Genomic DNA, 18,480 nt, shown 5'->3' with positions numbered 1-18,480 from the left:
TAGTCCAGTTGCTGGCGATATGTATTACAATACGGGGGATAGTCACTTATATGTATATAGTGGAACGGTTTGGTTACCTATGGATAATAAATTGGCCAATGGAGAATTATATGTGGGTGATGTTTCGGGCATTGCCGTTTCAACATCCAAGAACACGATCGCATTGAGCGGTTTTGCTGCTGCAACAGCGGATATTGATTTGGGAAGCAAAAAAATCGTGAATCTTGCCGATCCAACGGCGAACCAAGACGCAGCGACAAAAAACTATGTGGATACCAAGGTAAGTAGTATAGCCTCCGGTGCCGATAATCTGGGGAATCACACAGCAACACAGAATATTAAGCTTTCAGTTAATTCCATAAATAATGACGGACAAAGCGGTAAAGGATTAAGTTTTGCTACACGGGGCGATGCAAGTTTCGGGCAGGATGTAACTGTGAATGGGAATTTCTACACCCCATCAGACAGCAGGTTAAAAACCCATATTGAAACTCTGGATAACGTATTGCAAAAAATAGAACAGATCAGAGGGATACGTTTTGAGTATAAGGATCAGCATAAATATGCTACAGGATTAAAAGTAGGTGTTATTGCGCAGGAATTGCAAAGTGTTTATCCTGAAATGGTGACACAAGGTAAAGATGGTTTTTTAAAAGTGGATTATACCCAGCTTACAGGTATTCTTATCCAGGCGGTAAAAGAGCAGCAAAAAGAAATTGATGCATTGAGAGCCCAGATGAATCATCAGCAGCAGCAAATCGACAGCATATTAAAAAAATGAATTAATATAAATTAGGGTTCCAAAAATTGACGGGAGGTTTTTATTATGGGTTTCGAATAGAGTTTATCGAGTAATCAGCATAATAGCAACACAATTCACTGGAAGAATATCAAAAGAGTAAGAGACAAGGGTTTCTGAACAAAAAGACACACGTTATTTTGAAGACATTATTTGCTATTTTTAAGATTGTTTTTTTCTTATTGTTTTTCGGAACTGGTACAGTTGCGGCACAAGATTATTTTCAGGTCATTGGTGGTATCCCCTATCTTCCGGCAGTTGACCCTTCCTCTGTTAGTACCCCTGTATCCGGAATGCTTATATACAGCACTACGGAGAATCAACCGCTTATATACAATGGATCTTCTTGGGAAACACTATGCAGCAGTAACATCGATACAGCACCGGTTAATGATTATCTGGAAATAAAAACCGGCATTCCATTTTTACCTTCTTTAAGTGCTGCACCTGCAGGAATAATTAGATCTGGTGCAGTTTACTTGTCGAAAACGGCAAGAGCTATGATGCTTCATGATAAGGACAGTTGGGGATCGGTAGCTACGATCGCCGGTAAGGCTAATTTTATCGAGTATAGTGATTTTTCTACTGACAGCGGGTTGAAAGTTTCCAAACTGCCTGTTCTTAAAAGTGATCCGATACCGTTAAGAAGGGGGGGTATTTACATCAATACGGTTTCAAAAGCCATCCGATATTACAACGGCGCAATATGGGTAGACATAAGTTGTTTGCCTGTAATCTCGCTTATTCCACTTACTTCCATTTCCAGTATTTCCGCTCTTAGTGGTGTTAATATCATCAATAACGGGGGATCGAGAGTAACCCTTCAGGGAATCTGCTGGAGTACAAATGTTAATCCGGATAATACACTCGCCACTAAAATAAGTAATCCGGTATTTGGAACCGATATAGGACTTTTTCCGAGCACCATTGCCAGTTTAAAGGCAGATACGGTTTATCATGTGCGTGCCTATGCGGTGAACAGCTCAGGGATTGTGTATAGTGATGATGTATCATTCAGGACCGCTATGGCTGACTTGGCCTCTCTCATTACCATACCGATTGATGCCAGTTTATCTCTAATAAGTGCCAATAGCGGGGGGATAATCAATAGCGATGGAGGAGGAGCAATCTACCTCCGTGGAATTACCTGGAGCGTCATAGGGGATCCTATAAGCAATCCAGCAACCAAAAGTTTAGATGGTTCAGGGGTTGGTCCCTTTCCTAGCCAGATAACTTCTCTGGTTAGAAATACAAATTACTATGTTCGTGCCTATGCAGACAATGAAGCAGGCCGGGCTTACGGTAATCTATTAGAACTTGTAACAGCTCCCGCCACCACGCCGGTGCTCAGTTTACCTAATATCAAAATTAAAGATATTACAAATACCTCGGCGGTAAGTGAAGTTACCATCATAGATAATGGGGGTGAGGTGGTAACCGAGCGGGGAATGTGCTGGAGTACAGATCGGATAAATATTATTTATGGTCCTTCGGCGGCCGTTGGCCCCACAGATATAGGTTCATTTGTTTGCAATATAACTGGTTTAGTAACGGGAACAACTTATTTTGTTCGGGGTTACGCCAAGAACAGTATAGGTATTAGCTATACTAGTGAGTCAAGTTTTATTACCACTTCTTTACCTACTTTAACCACCGTTATACCCTACAATTATGATGTTGCCAGCTATAAAGATGGTTTTTTTCCAAGCATGGACGGTACCCGGGCTTCCAGCGGCGGAGATATCACCAGTACTGGGATTTCATTAATTACCAAACGGGGAATCTGCTGGAGTACGAGCCCAAATCCTACAGTTGCTTTAGTCACTAAAATAGAAGAGAATATAAGCGGAAAGGGTACCGGAACTTTTTACAAAAGTTTTGCTGGATTAACTCCGGCTACTACCTATTATGTGAGGGCTTATGCGATCAATAGTAATGGGATAGCCTATGGTAATGAACTGCGTTTTAAAACACCACAACAGCCTGTTTTGACAACTACAAGTGCTTCGTTGATTACCAATACCACTGCCAACAGTGGCGGGAATATTGCAACTGATGGCGGTTTGTCGGTAACTGAACGAGGACTGTGCTGGAGTCTTACCGGCACTCCCTCGATTACTGGGGCACATATTGGTAATGGAACAGGGGATGGTAATTTTATCATTAATCTAAAAGATTTAAAGGGAGGAACGACCTATTATATTAGGGCTTATGCCATTAATACGGTAGGAGTAAGTTATGGCAGTATACTTAATTTTGCAACTGCTTCGCCTGAAAAGGCCACAATCACCACAACTGATGTTCTTGACACCTCCGATGCTACAGCCATAGCTGGCGGGAACATTACAGGAGATGGTGGTGCAGATATTAGTTCCCGAGGTATAATCTGGAGTTTTACACCTGATTTTGTCCCTAATTTACTATCGCCTAACAAAATAGAAAATAGTGATGGTACCGCTACGTATAATTGCACCATTATGGGGCTTGTATCGAAGAAGACGTACTATGTTGTCGCTTATGCCATCAATAGTGCGGGTGTAGTATATGGAAATATGATACATTTCAAAACATATACGTTACCTTCTTTAACCACAAAAGCCGTAGCGATCAGCAGTATAAGTGCTACTGCCGCTGTAAGTGGTGGCGATATTTATAGTGATGGAGGAGATATAGTAACCAGCAGCGGAATAGTCTGGAGTACATCGGTCAATCCAACTTCTACATTAGCCACGAAAACAACAGGGGGAATTGGTATCGGGGAATTTATCAACGATATCAATGGATTAATGGGAAGCACTACTTATTATGTTCGTGCCTACGCTATCAATAGAGCAGGTACGGCGTATGGTAATGAAATAAATTTCACGACAAAAGCCCCAACCCTTCCGGATATAGAAACAGCTGATCCTACCAAAATTACAGGGAACACAGCCTTGGGTGGCGGACGTGTAATTAGTGATGGCGGAGGAGTTATTACTGAATTCGGAATTGTTTGGAGTACTGTTTCAGGATTTACCCCCAGTACGACAACAAGCCAAAAAACCGTGCAAACAATGCTACCAACCACGGGTAATTTCACTAGCGACATAAGTGATTTACTTCCCGGGACTACTTATTATGTGTGTGCCTACGCGTCTAATGTATCTGGTACAAGATTTGGTACTGTTGCTGTTTTTAAAACTGCCTTGCTGGCTGTATTAACTACGATAGTACCTATTGGTCCTTCGATTACCAGTACTTCAGCAACCAGCGGAGGCAAAATCATCGCAAATGGTGGATCCTTTATTAGCAGAAAAGGAATCTGCTGGAGTATCACAAGTAATCCAACTATTGCCGATAGTATTAGTGAAGGGGGTTCTGGTTCCAGTGATTTCATGGCAGACCTTAAAGATCTGATGGGCTCAACAACGTATTATGTACGTTCTTTTGCTGTTAATGCTGCTGGTGTCGCTTATGGTAACCAAATAAGTTTTATAACCCGGCCGCCAGTGCTTGTTACCATTGTGACCGCAGCTGCAAGTGAAATTACAGGAGAAATGGCTACCAGTGGAGGGGATATTACCAATAATGGAGGTGCAGTTGTAAGTAGTAGGGGGATAGTTTGGAGCATTGATCCTCTTTTCGATCCAGCTGCCGTTGTACTAAATAGAACAGCGGAGACGGGTTATGAGAAAGGAATTTTCGTCAGTTCCATGAAAACGTTAACAAAGGGTACCACCTACTATGTACGTGCCTATGCGGTAAGTGTTGCGGGTACCTCTTATGGAAATGCGGTTACCTTCACCACTCCCACGATGGCTACTATTACCACCAATTTACCGGGTTTCCTGACCGCTACTACTGCCGTTACGGGCGGTACTATAACAAATTCCGGAGGTTCAGCTGTGCTTAAAAGAGGCGTATTCTGGAGTATTGTCAAGGATTTTGTCCCTGATGCTTCATCAGCCGACCAAACCAATGAAGGTACGGGTATAGGCAAGTTCGATAGTGTACTGAAGGATCTCATAGCCAGTACAACATATTATGTAAGGGCTTACGCGATTACAATTACAGGTATTTCATACGGAGGACAGGTCAGTTTTACCACATCTCTACCTACCAAAGCCAGGTTGACCACGGTTTCGACAACTGAAATCACCAGCACAACTGTGAAAAGTGGCGGAGATATCACAGACGAGGGAGGGGCGACCACTAATATTCGCGGGGTAGTATGGAGCACCGTGCCTAATTTTGATCCTGTTGCAGAAACAGTGAACAGAACGGCACAGATTGGAGCTGGAAAAGGGGTTTTTAGCAGCGCGATTACCGGACTGATTCGGGGTGCAATATATTATGTACGTGCCTATGCTACCAATAATGCAGGGACGACTTATGGGAATGAGCGTAGTTTTACTAGTTCCGTAACCGATCCCATTCCAGTTATGGCAACTATTGTAACTAATGCCGCTGATTTAGTGACTAGTTCCAAGGCTGTTTTGGGCGGTACGATAATGGATTCCGGTGGATCAAGTGTGCTTAATAAAGGAGTTTTCTGGAGTACAGTTAAGGATTTTGTTCCTGATATTGCATCAGCAGACAAAACCGAAGACGGTACCGGCACAAGTAATTTTTACAGCTATCTCAAAAACCTCACCTCAAACACAACGTATTATGTAAAGGCGTATGCAGTTACAACTGCAGGTATTTCTTACGGAGGACAGGTTAGTTTCACGACATCAACAACCACCTTAGCAACATTGACTACAATTGCGGCAACCGACATTACTGGCTCAACGGCTAATAGTGGAGGGGATATTACTGATGAAGGCGGGCAAACCACTCATATCCGCGGGGTAATATGGAGTACGCTACCTGATTTTGATCCTGCAACAGTACTAATAAATAAAACAAGGGAAAGTGGAGCGGGAACGGGTACTTTTGCCAGCACACTGATCAACCTGAATCCGGGTATTACCTACTATGTGTGTGCCTATGCGGTCAATACCGCTGGAATCTCTTATGGGGATAAAATTAGCTTTACCACGCCAACGATGGCCACCATTACGACTAATTCACCGGGTATAGTGACCAATACTAAAGCGGTTATAGGAGGAACAATAAGTAATTCCGGTGGTTCAGCTGTGTTTAAAAGAGGGATATTCTGGAGTACTGCTGCTGGGTTTATTCCTGATATTTTATCAGCGGATCAAACCGATGACGGTACGGGTATCGGAAGTTTTGATAGTGAGCTCAAAGACCTTGCACCCGATACGAGGTATTATGTACGGGCTTACGCGATTACTGCCGCAGGTATTTCTTTTGGGCAACTGGTTAGTTTTTTTACGTATCCACCTACCCGAGCTGTATTAACTACTGTTGTTCCAATCAATATTACTGACACAACCGCAGATAGTGGTGGAAATATCGCTGATGAAGGCGGTGTAGCTGTTGATAGCCGTGGGGTACTATGGAGCACTGTATCTGATTTTGATCCCATTACAGTAACAGTGAATAAAACCGTACAGATTGGGGGAGGGACTGGTGTTTTTACCAGCGCAATTACCGGACTCAATAGAGGTACCACTTATTATGTACGCAGCTATGCCACAAATGTAAAAGGGACGGCCTATGGGGATGAGCTTAGCTTTACGACGCAAAGTACCCCCACTTTATTCACATATAGTATTACTGAAAACACTGGAACCACTGCAGTAAGTGGAGGTCTAGTCCTTTCCGATGGTGGTGCACCAGTGATCGTACAAGGCGTATGCTGGAGTACAACCCATAATCCAACTGTAGGATTCACAACTAGAACAGTAGATTCGGGAGCAGAGTTCTTTACCAGCAATCTGAAGGACTTATTACCTGGTACCATGTATTATGTGCGGGCCTATGCCACCAACAAAATAGGGACTTCTTATGGAAATGAGGTTTCGTTTGTCACCAATCCGATTCGAGCCAGTTTAACTACGGTCGATCCTGAAGTCACCTCCAGTACCACAGCAAATAGCGGGGGACTTATCAGTTCTACCGGAGGTGCACCGATTACTGCCCGTGGTATTGTTTGGAGCAGTGACGAAAACTTTGATCCAGATACTATTATCCTGAACAGAACAACAGACGGATCAGGTGTAGGCGGCTTCATAAGTGAGCTTAAGGATTTAGTGAAGAGCATCACGTATTATGTACGTGCCTATGCAACCAATAGTGCAGGAACTGCCTATGGTAATCAACTCACCGTTGTCATATTTGCGACTTCACCGATTTTGGAAACCAATAAAGTGCCTTTGATTACAGCGACAACTGCAGTTTGCGGCGGGCTGATAACCAGCGATGGTGGAGCCGAAGTAGTCCAACGCGGGATATGCTGGAGTACCAGACAGAATCCAACCATCACATTAATAACTAAAACCAGTGATGCTGATTTGGGAGACGGAAGTTTTACCAGCCTAATGACGGGCCTATTGCCAAATACACTGTATTATGTGAGGGCTTATGCCAAAAATGGAATTGGGGTTGCTTATGGCTTTGAAGAATCTTTTATCACTCTTGCCGCACCTACTTTAACGGCTACAACGCCGGCTACAAGCATCAAGGCCTCTATAGCTACGAGTGGAGGGTGGATTACCGATGATGGACGTACCCCGATACTCAGCCGTGGAATTGTATGGGATACTTACACTAACCCGACTGTTGCATTGAGCACTAAAACAGTTGATAAAGGGATATTGGGTACTGGTGTTTTTAGCTTGGATCTTATGGGTTTATTGCCAAATACGACTTACTATGTACGAGCCTATGCGACTAATATAGTTGGTATTACTTATGGTAGCGAGATGGTATTTAAAACAGGCGCGGTAACGCTCCCGGTCTTATCGGCAACTACCGTTACCGATATTGCCGAATATTCGGCCAATGGGCACGGAGATATAGTTGATGATGGGGGCACGCCAATACTCACAAGAGGATTTGTATGGAATACCATCAGTTTGCCAACTATAGCCCTGTCAACCAAAATTCTAAATGGGGCCGCAGAAGCAGGCCCATTTAACGACTTTTTCTCCGGTTTAAATCCTAGTACTTCTTACTTTCTGCGGGCTTATGCCACCAATATTATGGGTACCAGTTATGGAGATGAAGTGGTCTTTAAAACATTGGCATTAAGTCCTAGCTTGAGCAATGTGACAATTTCTACTATCCAGTTGACAAGTGCGATAGGAACCGCTAGTCTTGACTCTGATGGTGGAGCAGCAATCACCGATCTTGGTCTAATCTGGAATACAACAGCTACGATTCCTATTGCAACACCGAGTAACAGCCTTTCTGTCGGATCTGTGGGCACGGCAATTTCAGGTACACTTACTAGTCTCTTGCCTGGTAGTGTGTATTATGTTTGGGCATTTGGGACCAATAAAGTGGGAACGGGCTATAGTGTATCTCCTAAGACTTTTACCACGCTAGATCTGGCCACCCTTACGACCACGAATCCTAATACAATTACGGGTACTTCAGCGATTGGCGGCGGCACGATCACTAATAGCGGAGGAGTAGGAGTGTCCGTTTTGGATAGGGGCGTTTGCTGGAATACAGCACCAAATCCAACTGTTGGACTGCCGACCAAAACGAGCGACGGCCTCGGCAGCGGTACATTTGGAAGTACGCTTTCAGGCTTAACAAAAGGAACCTTATATTATGTGCGGGCATATGCCATAACCGCTATGGGTACCAGTTACGGTAACCAGCAGAGTTTTTCGACTGTTGATACCCCAAGTGTAACCACTACTTCAGCTGCTACTTCCGTTACGGCAGGCACGGCCAGTTGCTCAGGCAGTGTCGCTAGCGACGGAGGCGCATCCGTAACTTCTCGCGGAGTTTGCTGGAGTACGACACATACCCCAACCATTCTGGGATCCAAAATTAGTAGTGGTATAGGTACCGGTTCATTCACAATCACTCTCACCTCCTTAACAGCAGCTACGACTTATTATTTCAGGGCTTACGCGACCAATGCTGCGGGCACGGCTTATGGTAGTGAATCAAGCTTTACCACATTGGCGGTAGCTCCTACGCTTGGCAATGTGTCAATATCTTCTGTTCTAATGAACACCGCAGTAGGAAGCGCTACCCTGACCGCTGACGGTGGGGCAACAATGACTGATATGGGCCTGATCTGGAATACTACTTCTGCATATCCGGCTAGAACAGGAAGTAACAGCTTTTCTGTCTCAGCCAGCGGAACGTCAATTTCAGGAACCCTTAGCAGCCTCTTGTCTGGAACAGTGTATTATGTTTGGGCTTTTGGTACCAACGCAATAGGAACGGCTCACAGTGCAACCTATGCTACATTTACCACTAGCAAACTGCCTTCAGTAGGTACTAACTCAGTAGTTACTGCCATTACGGAAGTTACTGCCACAAGTGGTGGAACAATCAGTAACACCGGAGGAACAGGAGTATCGATACTGGCTAGTGGAATTTGCTGGAGTACAGCAACGGATCCGACTGTTGCCCTGTCTACCAAAACGACCGATGGTCCCCTCACTACCGGTACTTTTGCCAGTAACCTGTCCGGCTTAACAAAGGGAACGCTCTATTATGTGCGGGCGTACGCCACAAACAGTATGGGTACCAGTTACGGTGGCAACGTGACTTTTAGCACTCCAGCAACTGCGAGTGTGAGTACTGCCACTAGTGTTACTCCCATTGCGAGTACCACGGCAACTTGTGTGGGGAGCAACGTTACCAGTATCGGAGGTTCGGCAGTAACTGCTCGAGGAGTTTGCTATGGTACAACGACTGGCCCAACGATACTGGGAACTAAAACAACCAATAGTTCCGGGCTGGGTGTATACAATAGTGCGATCAGCGCATTAGCATCCGGAACCACGTATTATTACAGGGCCTACGCTACTAATAGTTCAGGCACGACCTATGGCGATGAATTAACTTTTACCACCTTGGCGGTACTTCCTCTCGTGGGTCCTGTGACACTTTCAAACCAGACCACTACTTCTGTAAACGGTTCAGCAACGATAACCGCAGCGGGGGGAGCTATATCGAGTCATGGTCTGGTGTGGGGTACGACGTCTAACCCAACCATAGCCAACGCCGTGCTAGACAGTGGGGCAGGTGTGGTAGATATCGCAACCACGATTGCTGGTGGGTTTGAAGGCACATTATATTATGTACGGGCGTATGCTACCAATACTGCGGGTACGGGATATAGTTCTGTATCAGCCAAATTCAAATTATGTGCGCCCCTTACCATTACCCATATAGCAGGGACAGGGACTAACAAGGCTCCGGTGACAAAAACAGTAACGTATAAAACAGTGTCAGTAAATTATACTGGTACACCACAATGCTGGATTACGCAAAACCTTGGAGCCGACCGCGAGGCCGACTCGGCTACTGATGCGTCAGAAGCCGCGGCAGGCTGGTATTGGCAGTTTTCTGGAGCGAGCGGTTATATGCATGACGGGACAATCCGTACGCCTAGTACCGGCTGGGTTACTATTGCCGGTACTGGTACTAGTACCTATACCGTTGATCCATGCGTTTATATGCTTGGTACCCCTTGGCGAATTGCTTCTTCAAGTGAATTTACCACTGCTGATGGGGCACCCCAGAACTGGGTCACAAGTGCGGATACGTTCGCGTCCCCGCTGAAGCTACACCATGGAGGAATGCTGTCAGCCCCTGCTGGTGCACTGATCCAGCGTGGAGTAAGTGCTGGTGCAGCAGGATCATACTGGGTAGGTGGTGTTAATAGTACCGCCAGCACTTCCAGTTATTACAATGCAAATAGTATGAGCTCTGGTGTATTAACTAACGCCGATAAAAGATTAGGTCTTTCTGTACGTTGTGTGAAGTAACAATAAGTAATAGTTAAATGACAAAATTGAATAAAAATACTAATGAATAAAGAACGGACAAAATCATCATTTATAAATGACGTACGGCTTTGCTGTATTGCAATTTTATGGCTGCTTGCCATGCCTATGACAGGACAGATACAAGATGTCAGTTTAAAAATACATCTGATGGGGGTTTCCCAAAGTAAAATTAAAATACTGTCTGTTGCAGGATCGTCGATGAAAACCATTGCCGAAAATCCCGGAATAAACAAAGGAGAAACGGCCGTACTCAAAGTTGCAGGAAATATGCTTCCGGCGGAGTTTGTAGTGCGGTTTGACTATCAGGAAAAGGAAGGTGGCGATTCTTATCCTGCCGAAAAACACATTTTTATGGACAAGCAAGACTTGGAACTTTGGGCACGACCCAAAGCCTTGAATGAGCCAGACAGCACCTATTTTCAAAAGAGTGAAATAGAAAACACCTTGTTTGCCCGTTTTTCGGCAGACAATGGAAAGAGAAGAGCGCAATTGGGGTTGTTGCAGGATTTTCTGATGAACTACGACCAGCAGGAATCAAAATTCTTTATGTTGGCCACGGAAGAGTACGAAAAGAAGCGTTTGGTTTATAACAAATGGATAGCCACAGAGACGAATCAGCACCAATTAGCTTTTGTAAGCAATGGGTTTGTATTCCAGCACCTTCCCCCGATGATGTGGAAAGGTACTGAGCGGGATAGGACAAACAATGCCATTGCTAACTATTTTGACGCGATGGATTTTAAAAACCCATTAATCATCAAAAGCACCGATATCAAAGATTGGATGAATAAATATATAAATCTTTATGGAACAATGTGTCCCACAACGGAGCTTCGGGATTCATTATTCACACTGGCAGGAAAGCGGGCGATAGAGAAAGCCCGGTTGGGACATCCTTTGGTATATGGCTGGATGGTAGACTATTTCTACAACGGCTATGAGAGTTTTAACATAAGTGCGGGCATAAAAATGCTCGAGCCTTACCTGAATGATCTGCTTTGCCTGACCAACAAAAGAACAGCCATAGAGGAAAGATTGAAAGGAATGGAAACGTTAGTGGTGGGTTCTATTGCGCCTGATTTTCCCTGGAAACTGGACTCGGGTGAGACGATAGGATTCCATGAATATAAAACGGAAGCGAAATATAAACTACTGCTGTTTTGGTCAGCCGACTGTCCGCATTGCAAGGAGATGATGGAGAAATTTTATCCCTGGTATCTGGAATTGGCTAACAGGAAGTTGATGGATGTTTTTGCGATTAGTCTGGACGAAACGGAGACTGAAATCCCAATATGGGAACGAGAGATGACTATGCTTTCTGCTTTCAAACATAAAAGAGCAGAACAGGGAGTCCGGAGTCTAGAAGCTACCGCATACTTTGTATTGGCTACACCCACAATGATTCTTGTAGAGGCAAAAACCAATACAATTGTGGCTCTGCCCGAGACGGAGCAACAGTTGCATCTTTTTTTATGGACCAATAGTCAGCATTGATTAGTTCCGTTTGCTAAAAACCAGGGTTTAAAAAAAGAAAGTAAATTCAGTCGAAATGGCTCGTTTTTTTTGATTGTTTTTAGACAAATAAGTAGGCTGAATATTTTAAAAATTATAACAATAATAATGGGAAAAATGAAGAAAATAGTAGCGTCGATTTTTATGGGAATCTCCTTTTTGCTATCTCCCTCCATAAGGGCACAGCTGGCCATTGAGTCGGAAGGTATTTTTATCAAAAAAGAGACCCTGTTTTATACTGAAGGGCTGACCCTGATTCCTTCCCATAATGTGGAAATGAATAATCAGGGGATTACCATGCAGGATAGGGCAGTCATTTGGCCAAAACTCAGCAGTATTCAGCTCATGTATCAGTTCAGTAGACCAATGACCTTTGCAGGTGAGCTGGGTTTCAATTATAAGGATGTAGCGTTAAATGATAATGACGAAAAGAATTTAGTGTTGGCTTATACAAAAGCGGTCAGCAATAACTACAAGGATTTTGAACTTGTCAAAGGAACTAGTGTCAAGCCCGACAAGACCTATATAAGCCAGCTCTTTGGGAGTGCGATTAATTTGTCGATTTTAACCGCTGTATCGATGGAGTCATCCCTTACGTCCCCTTATACGGACCTGGAAGCCAATAATTTAATAACGCCTAATGGAGATGGGATAAATGACTTCTGGATTGTAAAAAACATGCAGCAGTACCCCAATAATGAGTTGTATATCTTCGATCGGGATGGTCGTGAGGTTTTTACGATGAATGGGTATGATAATTCGTGGAACGGAATGTCTAATGGTAACCCCCTGCCGGAGGGTACCTATTACTATATCCTATCAATTGATTCAGGTAAATCAAAAAAGAGTGGATTTGTGTCCATAGTAAAAGAATAAAGGAATAAATAAGTAATTATGATAAAAAATAGAGTTGAAAAGGGACTGATGACATTCGTTAGTTTAATTTGTACAATAATAGGCATGCAAAAGGGTTCCGCGCAAAGTAGCAGACCATTAGGTGCTCAGTTTTATGAAAATCAGTACCTCAGTAATCCAGCTTTTGCCGGTATGGAGTATGGACTTAATTTGAATCTAAACTACCGCAATCAATGGAGGTCTATTGCCGGCTCTCCGGTTACTATGTCCATAAGCGGAGATTATCGTTTTAAAAGTGTGGGGGTTGGCCTCAATATTTATAAGGATGAGGCTGGTTTGCTAGGGAAAACCCAAATAAAGGGTACCTACGCTTATCATTTGCCACTATACGGCGATAGGAGAGATTTGCATTTTGGCCTGTCTTTGGCAGTTATGCATCAAAACCTGGATGATTCAAACGTAATTGCAGAATCCGGTGATGTGCTGGTAGACCAGTTTAATCAGCGAAAAAGCTATTTAGATGGCGATTTTGGGATTGTCTATACCACAGAGAGACTTACCCTTCAGGCGACATTACCAAACTTAGGAAGATTGTTTTTTCATAAGAACGAGCAAAACACGATAAATGGATTTATTTACTTAACGGCAGTATCGTATAAAATAGGGACCGACCTGGATGCTTTATCCATTGAGCCAAAAATTAGTGTTAGAGGAGCTAAAGGCGTTGACAATATTGTAGATATTGGCTCCAATGTGAAGTTAAAAAGAGATATGCTTTCTTTTATGGCGATGTACCATAGTGACAATAGCGCGACCCTTGGTCTGGGATTGAACTATGACAAGTTCTTTGTCCAGTTCTTTTATACCAGCCAGCAAACCAATAATAGAGAAAATTTTGGAGGAGATTTTGAGATCAATTTAAAGATAAACCTTTTAAAATAGTAAAAGTTAAGAAGCAAAGAAATAGAGGAAAATCTAATTTTTATATAAAATAAAGGGGTAAAACGTTGCGATTTTATTTGAAAATGACAAGTAAACACATGTAAGGAACAGGTATAAATATTTATTTGAAGAAAATTAAATTCATACCTGTTTTAACTTAAAGAAATGAACTATAAAAGCCTTAGTTCTTTTTTTAATGATAGATTTCGATGGTTCAATATCTTATCAATTTACTTTTCATGTGGTTTATTTATAATTATCGTTTCATACTAAAATGTGCTTTGAATTCCTGGTCAACCCCATGATATTTATAAAAGACTTGAAACCAATAATCGGATGCTGGAAGGGGATGTCCATTGTCAGTTCCGTCCCAACCAGAACTGGCAGGGCTGAATTGTTTAATTAATTTTCCGTAACGATCATAGAGGTAAATAACCGCGTCAGGTTGATTTGTTATATCCCAAATATTCCAAAAATCATTATTACCGTCTGCATTTGGAGTGAAATATTTTGGATATTTCAATACTTTAGCACTTAATGTAATAGTACCGCAGTTACCTTTTGTATCATTAATGGTAATATTATGTACTCCCGAAGGGACATCATGAAATACATTGTCAGTTTGAAAAGAGCCATTTTCTAATTGGTACTCATAAGATCCAAAACCATTTGTAATAGTTATGATAATGTCGATGCTGTCTTCAAATGGAGCTGTAACTTCAGCATTTGCAATGGGCAGGCTAGATTTTTCAACAAGGACCGTTGTTGGTTTGTAATTACAGTCGTTTCCTATATCATTAGTTTTTTTTAGAATGGTTACTAGATAGTTTCCTTCTTCTGTGGCACTATAATTAACTCCTGTACCCATTAGTACTCCATTTAAGGACCATTCTGCAGTGAAGATTTCGGGATTAAGACCTGTTGTTATTTCAAAAGGATTCAGTAACGCACCCGTTGAGAAATCGACACAAATTACTCCGCCATCAATTTTAAGATCTTTTAGTGGATAGATTGTAATGTTAAACTTTTCTTCAGTAGAGCAACTTGCATTGGATTTTGATGACGCATAGATATACATTAACTGACTTTTTATTATTTTTTGACCAGCAACATATCTTGTGCCAGTTCCATTGGATCCAGAAAAATAGTTGCCCAGTACCAACGGCGGAAGGGTATAGCTGTCACAGGCTTCAATGTCTTTCTGTTTGGTTAAAATAGGTGTTGTAGAAATAGTAACTGTAAAATCAGTGTCATCCGAACAACTTAATCGGGTACCTATGCTTGCATGAACGTAAATAGTTTGAGAGGTGGTTAAGGTCGATCCTGCGAGAATAATAGCGCCTTGACCATTAGGCTGAGAATAATAATTGCCGACAGCTAATACCGGTAATGTGTAGCTGTCACAACTGGTCACATCTTCAAAAGTACCGACCTCAAGCCCCTTGGCATCTACTCCAAAGAACGTTTCGTCACCGCAAGTGCTAAAATCATCCCACTGATTGTAGATGTAAATTGTTTGCGAGGCCGTAATAATAGTTCCAGTTTTTATAACAGTACCAGAACCGTTGGGTCCCCCAGAAGCAGTATAATATTTTCCGTTAAGTAAGGGAGGAAGTTTAAAACCAGTGCAGGTAAAAACATCAGTAAAGCTTTCAACAGGAGGACTATTTCTATAGGTGATGGTAAAACTATCCTCTATAGGGCATCCAAAATCGTTGACATCATGGATGTAATAAGTTCCGGATAAGAGAATTGGATCTCCTTCTTTTAATGATTTTCCAAGCCCATTTGGTTGATCATAATAATTCCCCTTTGATAGATGAGGTAATATAAAATAATCTTTTTTGCATCTAATTTCGTCGCTTAAGTTAGATATAGTTGGTAGCGGTTTTATTGTAATTTGATAATTTAAATTATTGGTACAATTGGGAGTAGTTGATGTCTTTGCGTAATAATATACGGTTTGTGAACTCGTAATTGTAGTTTTGGCTGGAATTATATCTCCTGCCCCTAACGGCTGATTGTAATAATTCCCAAAAGGAACATTTGGCAAGGTATAGCTTCCACATGAAGAAATGGGCTGGTATATGGAAGTGTCAATAATATTCACCCTAAACATATTCTGATTTGTACAACGTCCATCATTTATAAATACGTACACATTTTGGCTGGTGGTAAGCACAGTTCCTTCTTTCAAAGGAGTGCCAGTACCGTCGGACCCGGTATAGTAATTTCCGTTGGTCAAAGATGGCAGCTGATACGAATTACAAGTAATAATATTGCTTGGGTTGTCTACCGGTGGTAATGGGAAAATCGTAATTACAAGAGCTTCATCTCTACATACAATTCCATTGATAGCAGCATAGTAATATATGGTCTGGTTTGTAGTAAAAATAGTTTCGGCGGCAATTAGTGTACCTCTTCCGCTTGGTCCGGTAAAGAAATTTCCAAAAGCTGGTGCAAGTACTGTGTATTGACCGCAGGAAGTGGTTGGAAAACTAATCTCTTTAATAAAAGTTACCGCGAAAGAATTTTGATTCGTACAGCCGTCAGGTGTAATTGGACCATTAAAAATATAATAGGTTCCGCTATTATGTATTACGTCGCCAGCATGTAATAAAAGTCCGGTTTTATTTGGACCAGTGTAGTAATTTCCGTTTGTAATTGGAGGCAGAATATAACTACTGCATTCGGTCACATCTGGAATACTATCTATTGGAGGTAGAAGTGAAACGATGAGATTAAAATTGATGATATCAAAGCAAGTAGACTGAGAAACATTCACCATTCTAACCCAAATTGTTTGAGGAGAATTTAAAATGGTCGTTTTAAAAGCATTTGGATTTAGTATTGGATTTATATTATTTTCAGCGTCAGTTTGAGAGGTAAAATAAGAAATAGCATATCCGGCGGCATTCTGCCCATTAAGGATTGTTGCATTTTGAACGGTTAAATCGGTCAATATCATTGCAGAATCATTGCTACAAAGATTCATATCTGGCGGGGTTGTTGCTTTAATAGGTTCGTTCATCAGAAGATCAAAAGATAGTATTTTGTTACAAATGGCATTTCTATTTGAATTATGTACTACTTTAACATAAATGGATTTGTTTACCAAACTCGAATAAGATGGTATTTGTGAGGCTGGAATTACAGGTTCGTTTGCATTTGCATCTACGAGAGAGGCAAAATACATTAGAGTAAAATCAGTAGGATTTAAACCTAATGAAACAATATTATTTTGTGTTAAATCATATTGATGGTAGGGTAGGGAAGAGTAGCAGGTGTGTAAATTAGTAGGGTTTTTAATTTTAAAATCAGAAAGAGTAATTTCATCAATAATTGTGCATCCCGAAGCAGGAAGTGTTGCCGTGATTCCGTAAGTTCCTTTTTGAGTTGCTTTTAAATTAGGACCAGTGGCGCTAGGAATATTTACTCCGTTTAATGTCCAAGAAAAATTATATGCACTCCCCAGTCCACTATCAAGAAGAATTGTTTCACCTTCACATATCATTTGGTCAGGACCTAGGTGGGTTGTAGTGGTAAAGCTTCCTCCTTTAATAAAGACGGCGGAATCTAAGTTACTATCATAATAGTCGCCGATTGCTAATTTCATGCGATAGGTTCGATTGGGAACAACAGTTGAGGATGCCTTTAACAATGCAGTTTCACCACGCATATTTATGGCGGATGCGGTGGGGTTTGCTACATTATAACGTGAAAATAAATTTGAATTAGCTGATAAACAAGAGGGGTTATAGGCATTATTTCTAATATTTTTGACAGAAACAGGAATAGTGGTTTCTGGAATTACACCCAGATTAGTGGTATTACCAGATGTTAAATCAGTCAACAAAAAAGTAAAAACATCACTGAATCCACATTGGTATTGCCCATATTCATTGGAAGCAAATATAAAATCAAAACTAAAATTGCTAGATGAAGGAGTGAAATCAAATTGAATAAAAGCAACATCGCTTATTGGAGCAATCTGTCCATTTTTATCACTTATGTATTGAATGTCAATGTCTCCAAGAGTAGTTAACTGGCTACTTTCGTCAATTCCGGTATAATTCCCTTCTGTATATTTTGCAATACCATTTCGAATAATGATACCATTTGATATGGGGAAATTTGCATTTGTATTGATAAATTTCCCGATGCCTTTATGTGATGAGAATAGAAAATTGGTTAAGGTTGAACAAGAGTTTTGCATCAATTCGTCTTGAATCAGCTGCGGTATACTTAAAGTGGTGGTGTCAACAACAATTCCTTGGGAAAAGGAGCAAGAATAAAACATTAGTAAAAATAAAATAAAGAGATTTTTCATAAATGATTTACAGAATAAAAGGGTCTTTTTTTTTAAATATCAACAACTTCTAATTTTGTTGAATCATTAATTCTAAATTAGATTATGGTAAATATTTTTTTAGAATTTTATGTCAAAAACTGATATACTCTGTAAGCTAGAACTGCTATTAATACTATACAAATTAA

6 protein-coding genes are annotated in these 18,480 nt (G+C 41.6%); 5 read left to right on the top strand and 1 reads right to left on the bottom strand.

All coding sequences use genetic code 11. The annotated features are described in order from the left end of the window. The 5 genes from BUC23_RS15675 to BUC23_RS15655 form a co-directional block, all read left to right on the top strand. Window positions 1-781 (top strand): tail fiber domain-containing protein (locus BUC23_RS15675; RefSeq protein WP_167365594.1); only part of this gene is annotated, 781 nt, incomplete at its 5' end. Between the two features lie 158 nt (window positions 782-939). Next, window positions 940-10,653 carry a beta strand repeat-containing protein gene (locus tag BUC23_RS15670; RefSeq protein ID WP_139259919.1) on the top strand — a complete coding sequence of 3,238 codons (9,714 nt, stop codon included), beginning with the start codon at window positions 940-942 and terminating at the stop codon, window positions 10,651-10,653. Window positions 10,654-10,821: 168 nt separating this feature from the next. After that, entirely contained in the window at window positions 10,822-12,168 is a 1,347-nt protein-coding gene (locus BUC23_RS15665) for a TlpA family protein disulfide reductase (RefSeq protein WP_208609331.1), read from the top strand. 135 nt (window positions 12,169-12,303) lie between these two features. Continuing rightward, window positions 12,304-13,062: a T9SS type B sorting domain-containing protein gene (locus BUC23_RS15660; protein WP_167365593.1), complete on the top strand. Its 759-nt coding sequence runs from the start codon at window positions 12,304-12,306 to the stop codon at window positions 13,060-13,062. An 18-nt stretch (window positions 13,063-13,080) separates the two neighbouring features. Next, complete coding sequence (locus BUC23_RS15655) at window positions 13,081-13,983, top strand: PorP/SprF family type IX secretion system membrane protein (protein WP_167365592.1); 903 nt, start codon at window positions 13,081-13,083, stop codon at window positions 13,981-13,983. 256 nt (window positions 13,984-14,239) lie between these two features. On the opposite strand, the gene BUC23_RS15650 is transcribed toward BUC23_RS15655, so the two are convergent. Further along, window positions 14,240-18,313 carry a T9SS type B sorting domain-containing protein gene (locus BUC23_RS15650; protein ID WP_084538377.1) on the bottom strand — a complete coding sequence of 1,358 codons (4,074 nt, stop codon included), beginning with the start codon at window positions 18,311-18,313 and terminating at the stop codon, window positions 14,240-14,242. Window positions 18,314-18,480: the final 167 nt, after the last annotated feature.

Origin of the sequence: Flavobacterium xinjiangense, from assembly GCF_900142885.1 — a bacterium.
GTDB classification, from domain to species: domain Bacteria; phylum Bacteroidota; class Bacteroidia; order Flavobacteriales; family Flavobacteriaceae; genus Flavobacterium; species Flavobacterium xinjiangense.
Note: the sequence above shows the minus strand (reverse complement) of the source record. Positions and strands in the feature narration are given on the sequence as shown.

Coding starts and splice junctions, on each gene's coding strand:
- BUC23_RS15650 (WP_084538377.1), bottom strand. CDS start 18,313: ATGAAAAATCTCTTTATTTTATTTTTACTAATGTTTTATTCTTGCTCC.
- BUC23_RS15655 (WP_167365592.1), top strand. CDS start 13,081: ATGATAAAAAATAGAGTTGAAAAGGGACTGATGACATTCGTTAGTTTA.
- BUC23_RS15665 (WP_208609331.1), top strand. CDS start 10,822: ATGGGGGTTTCCCAAAGTAAAATTAAAATACTGTCTGTTGCAGGATCG.
- BUC23_RS15660 (WP_167365593.1), top strand. CDS start 12,304: ATGAAGAAAATAGTAGCGTCGATTTTTATGGGAATCTCCTTTTTGCTA.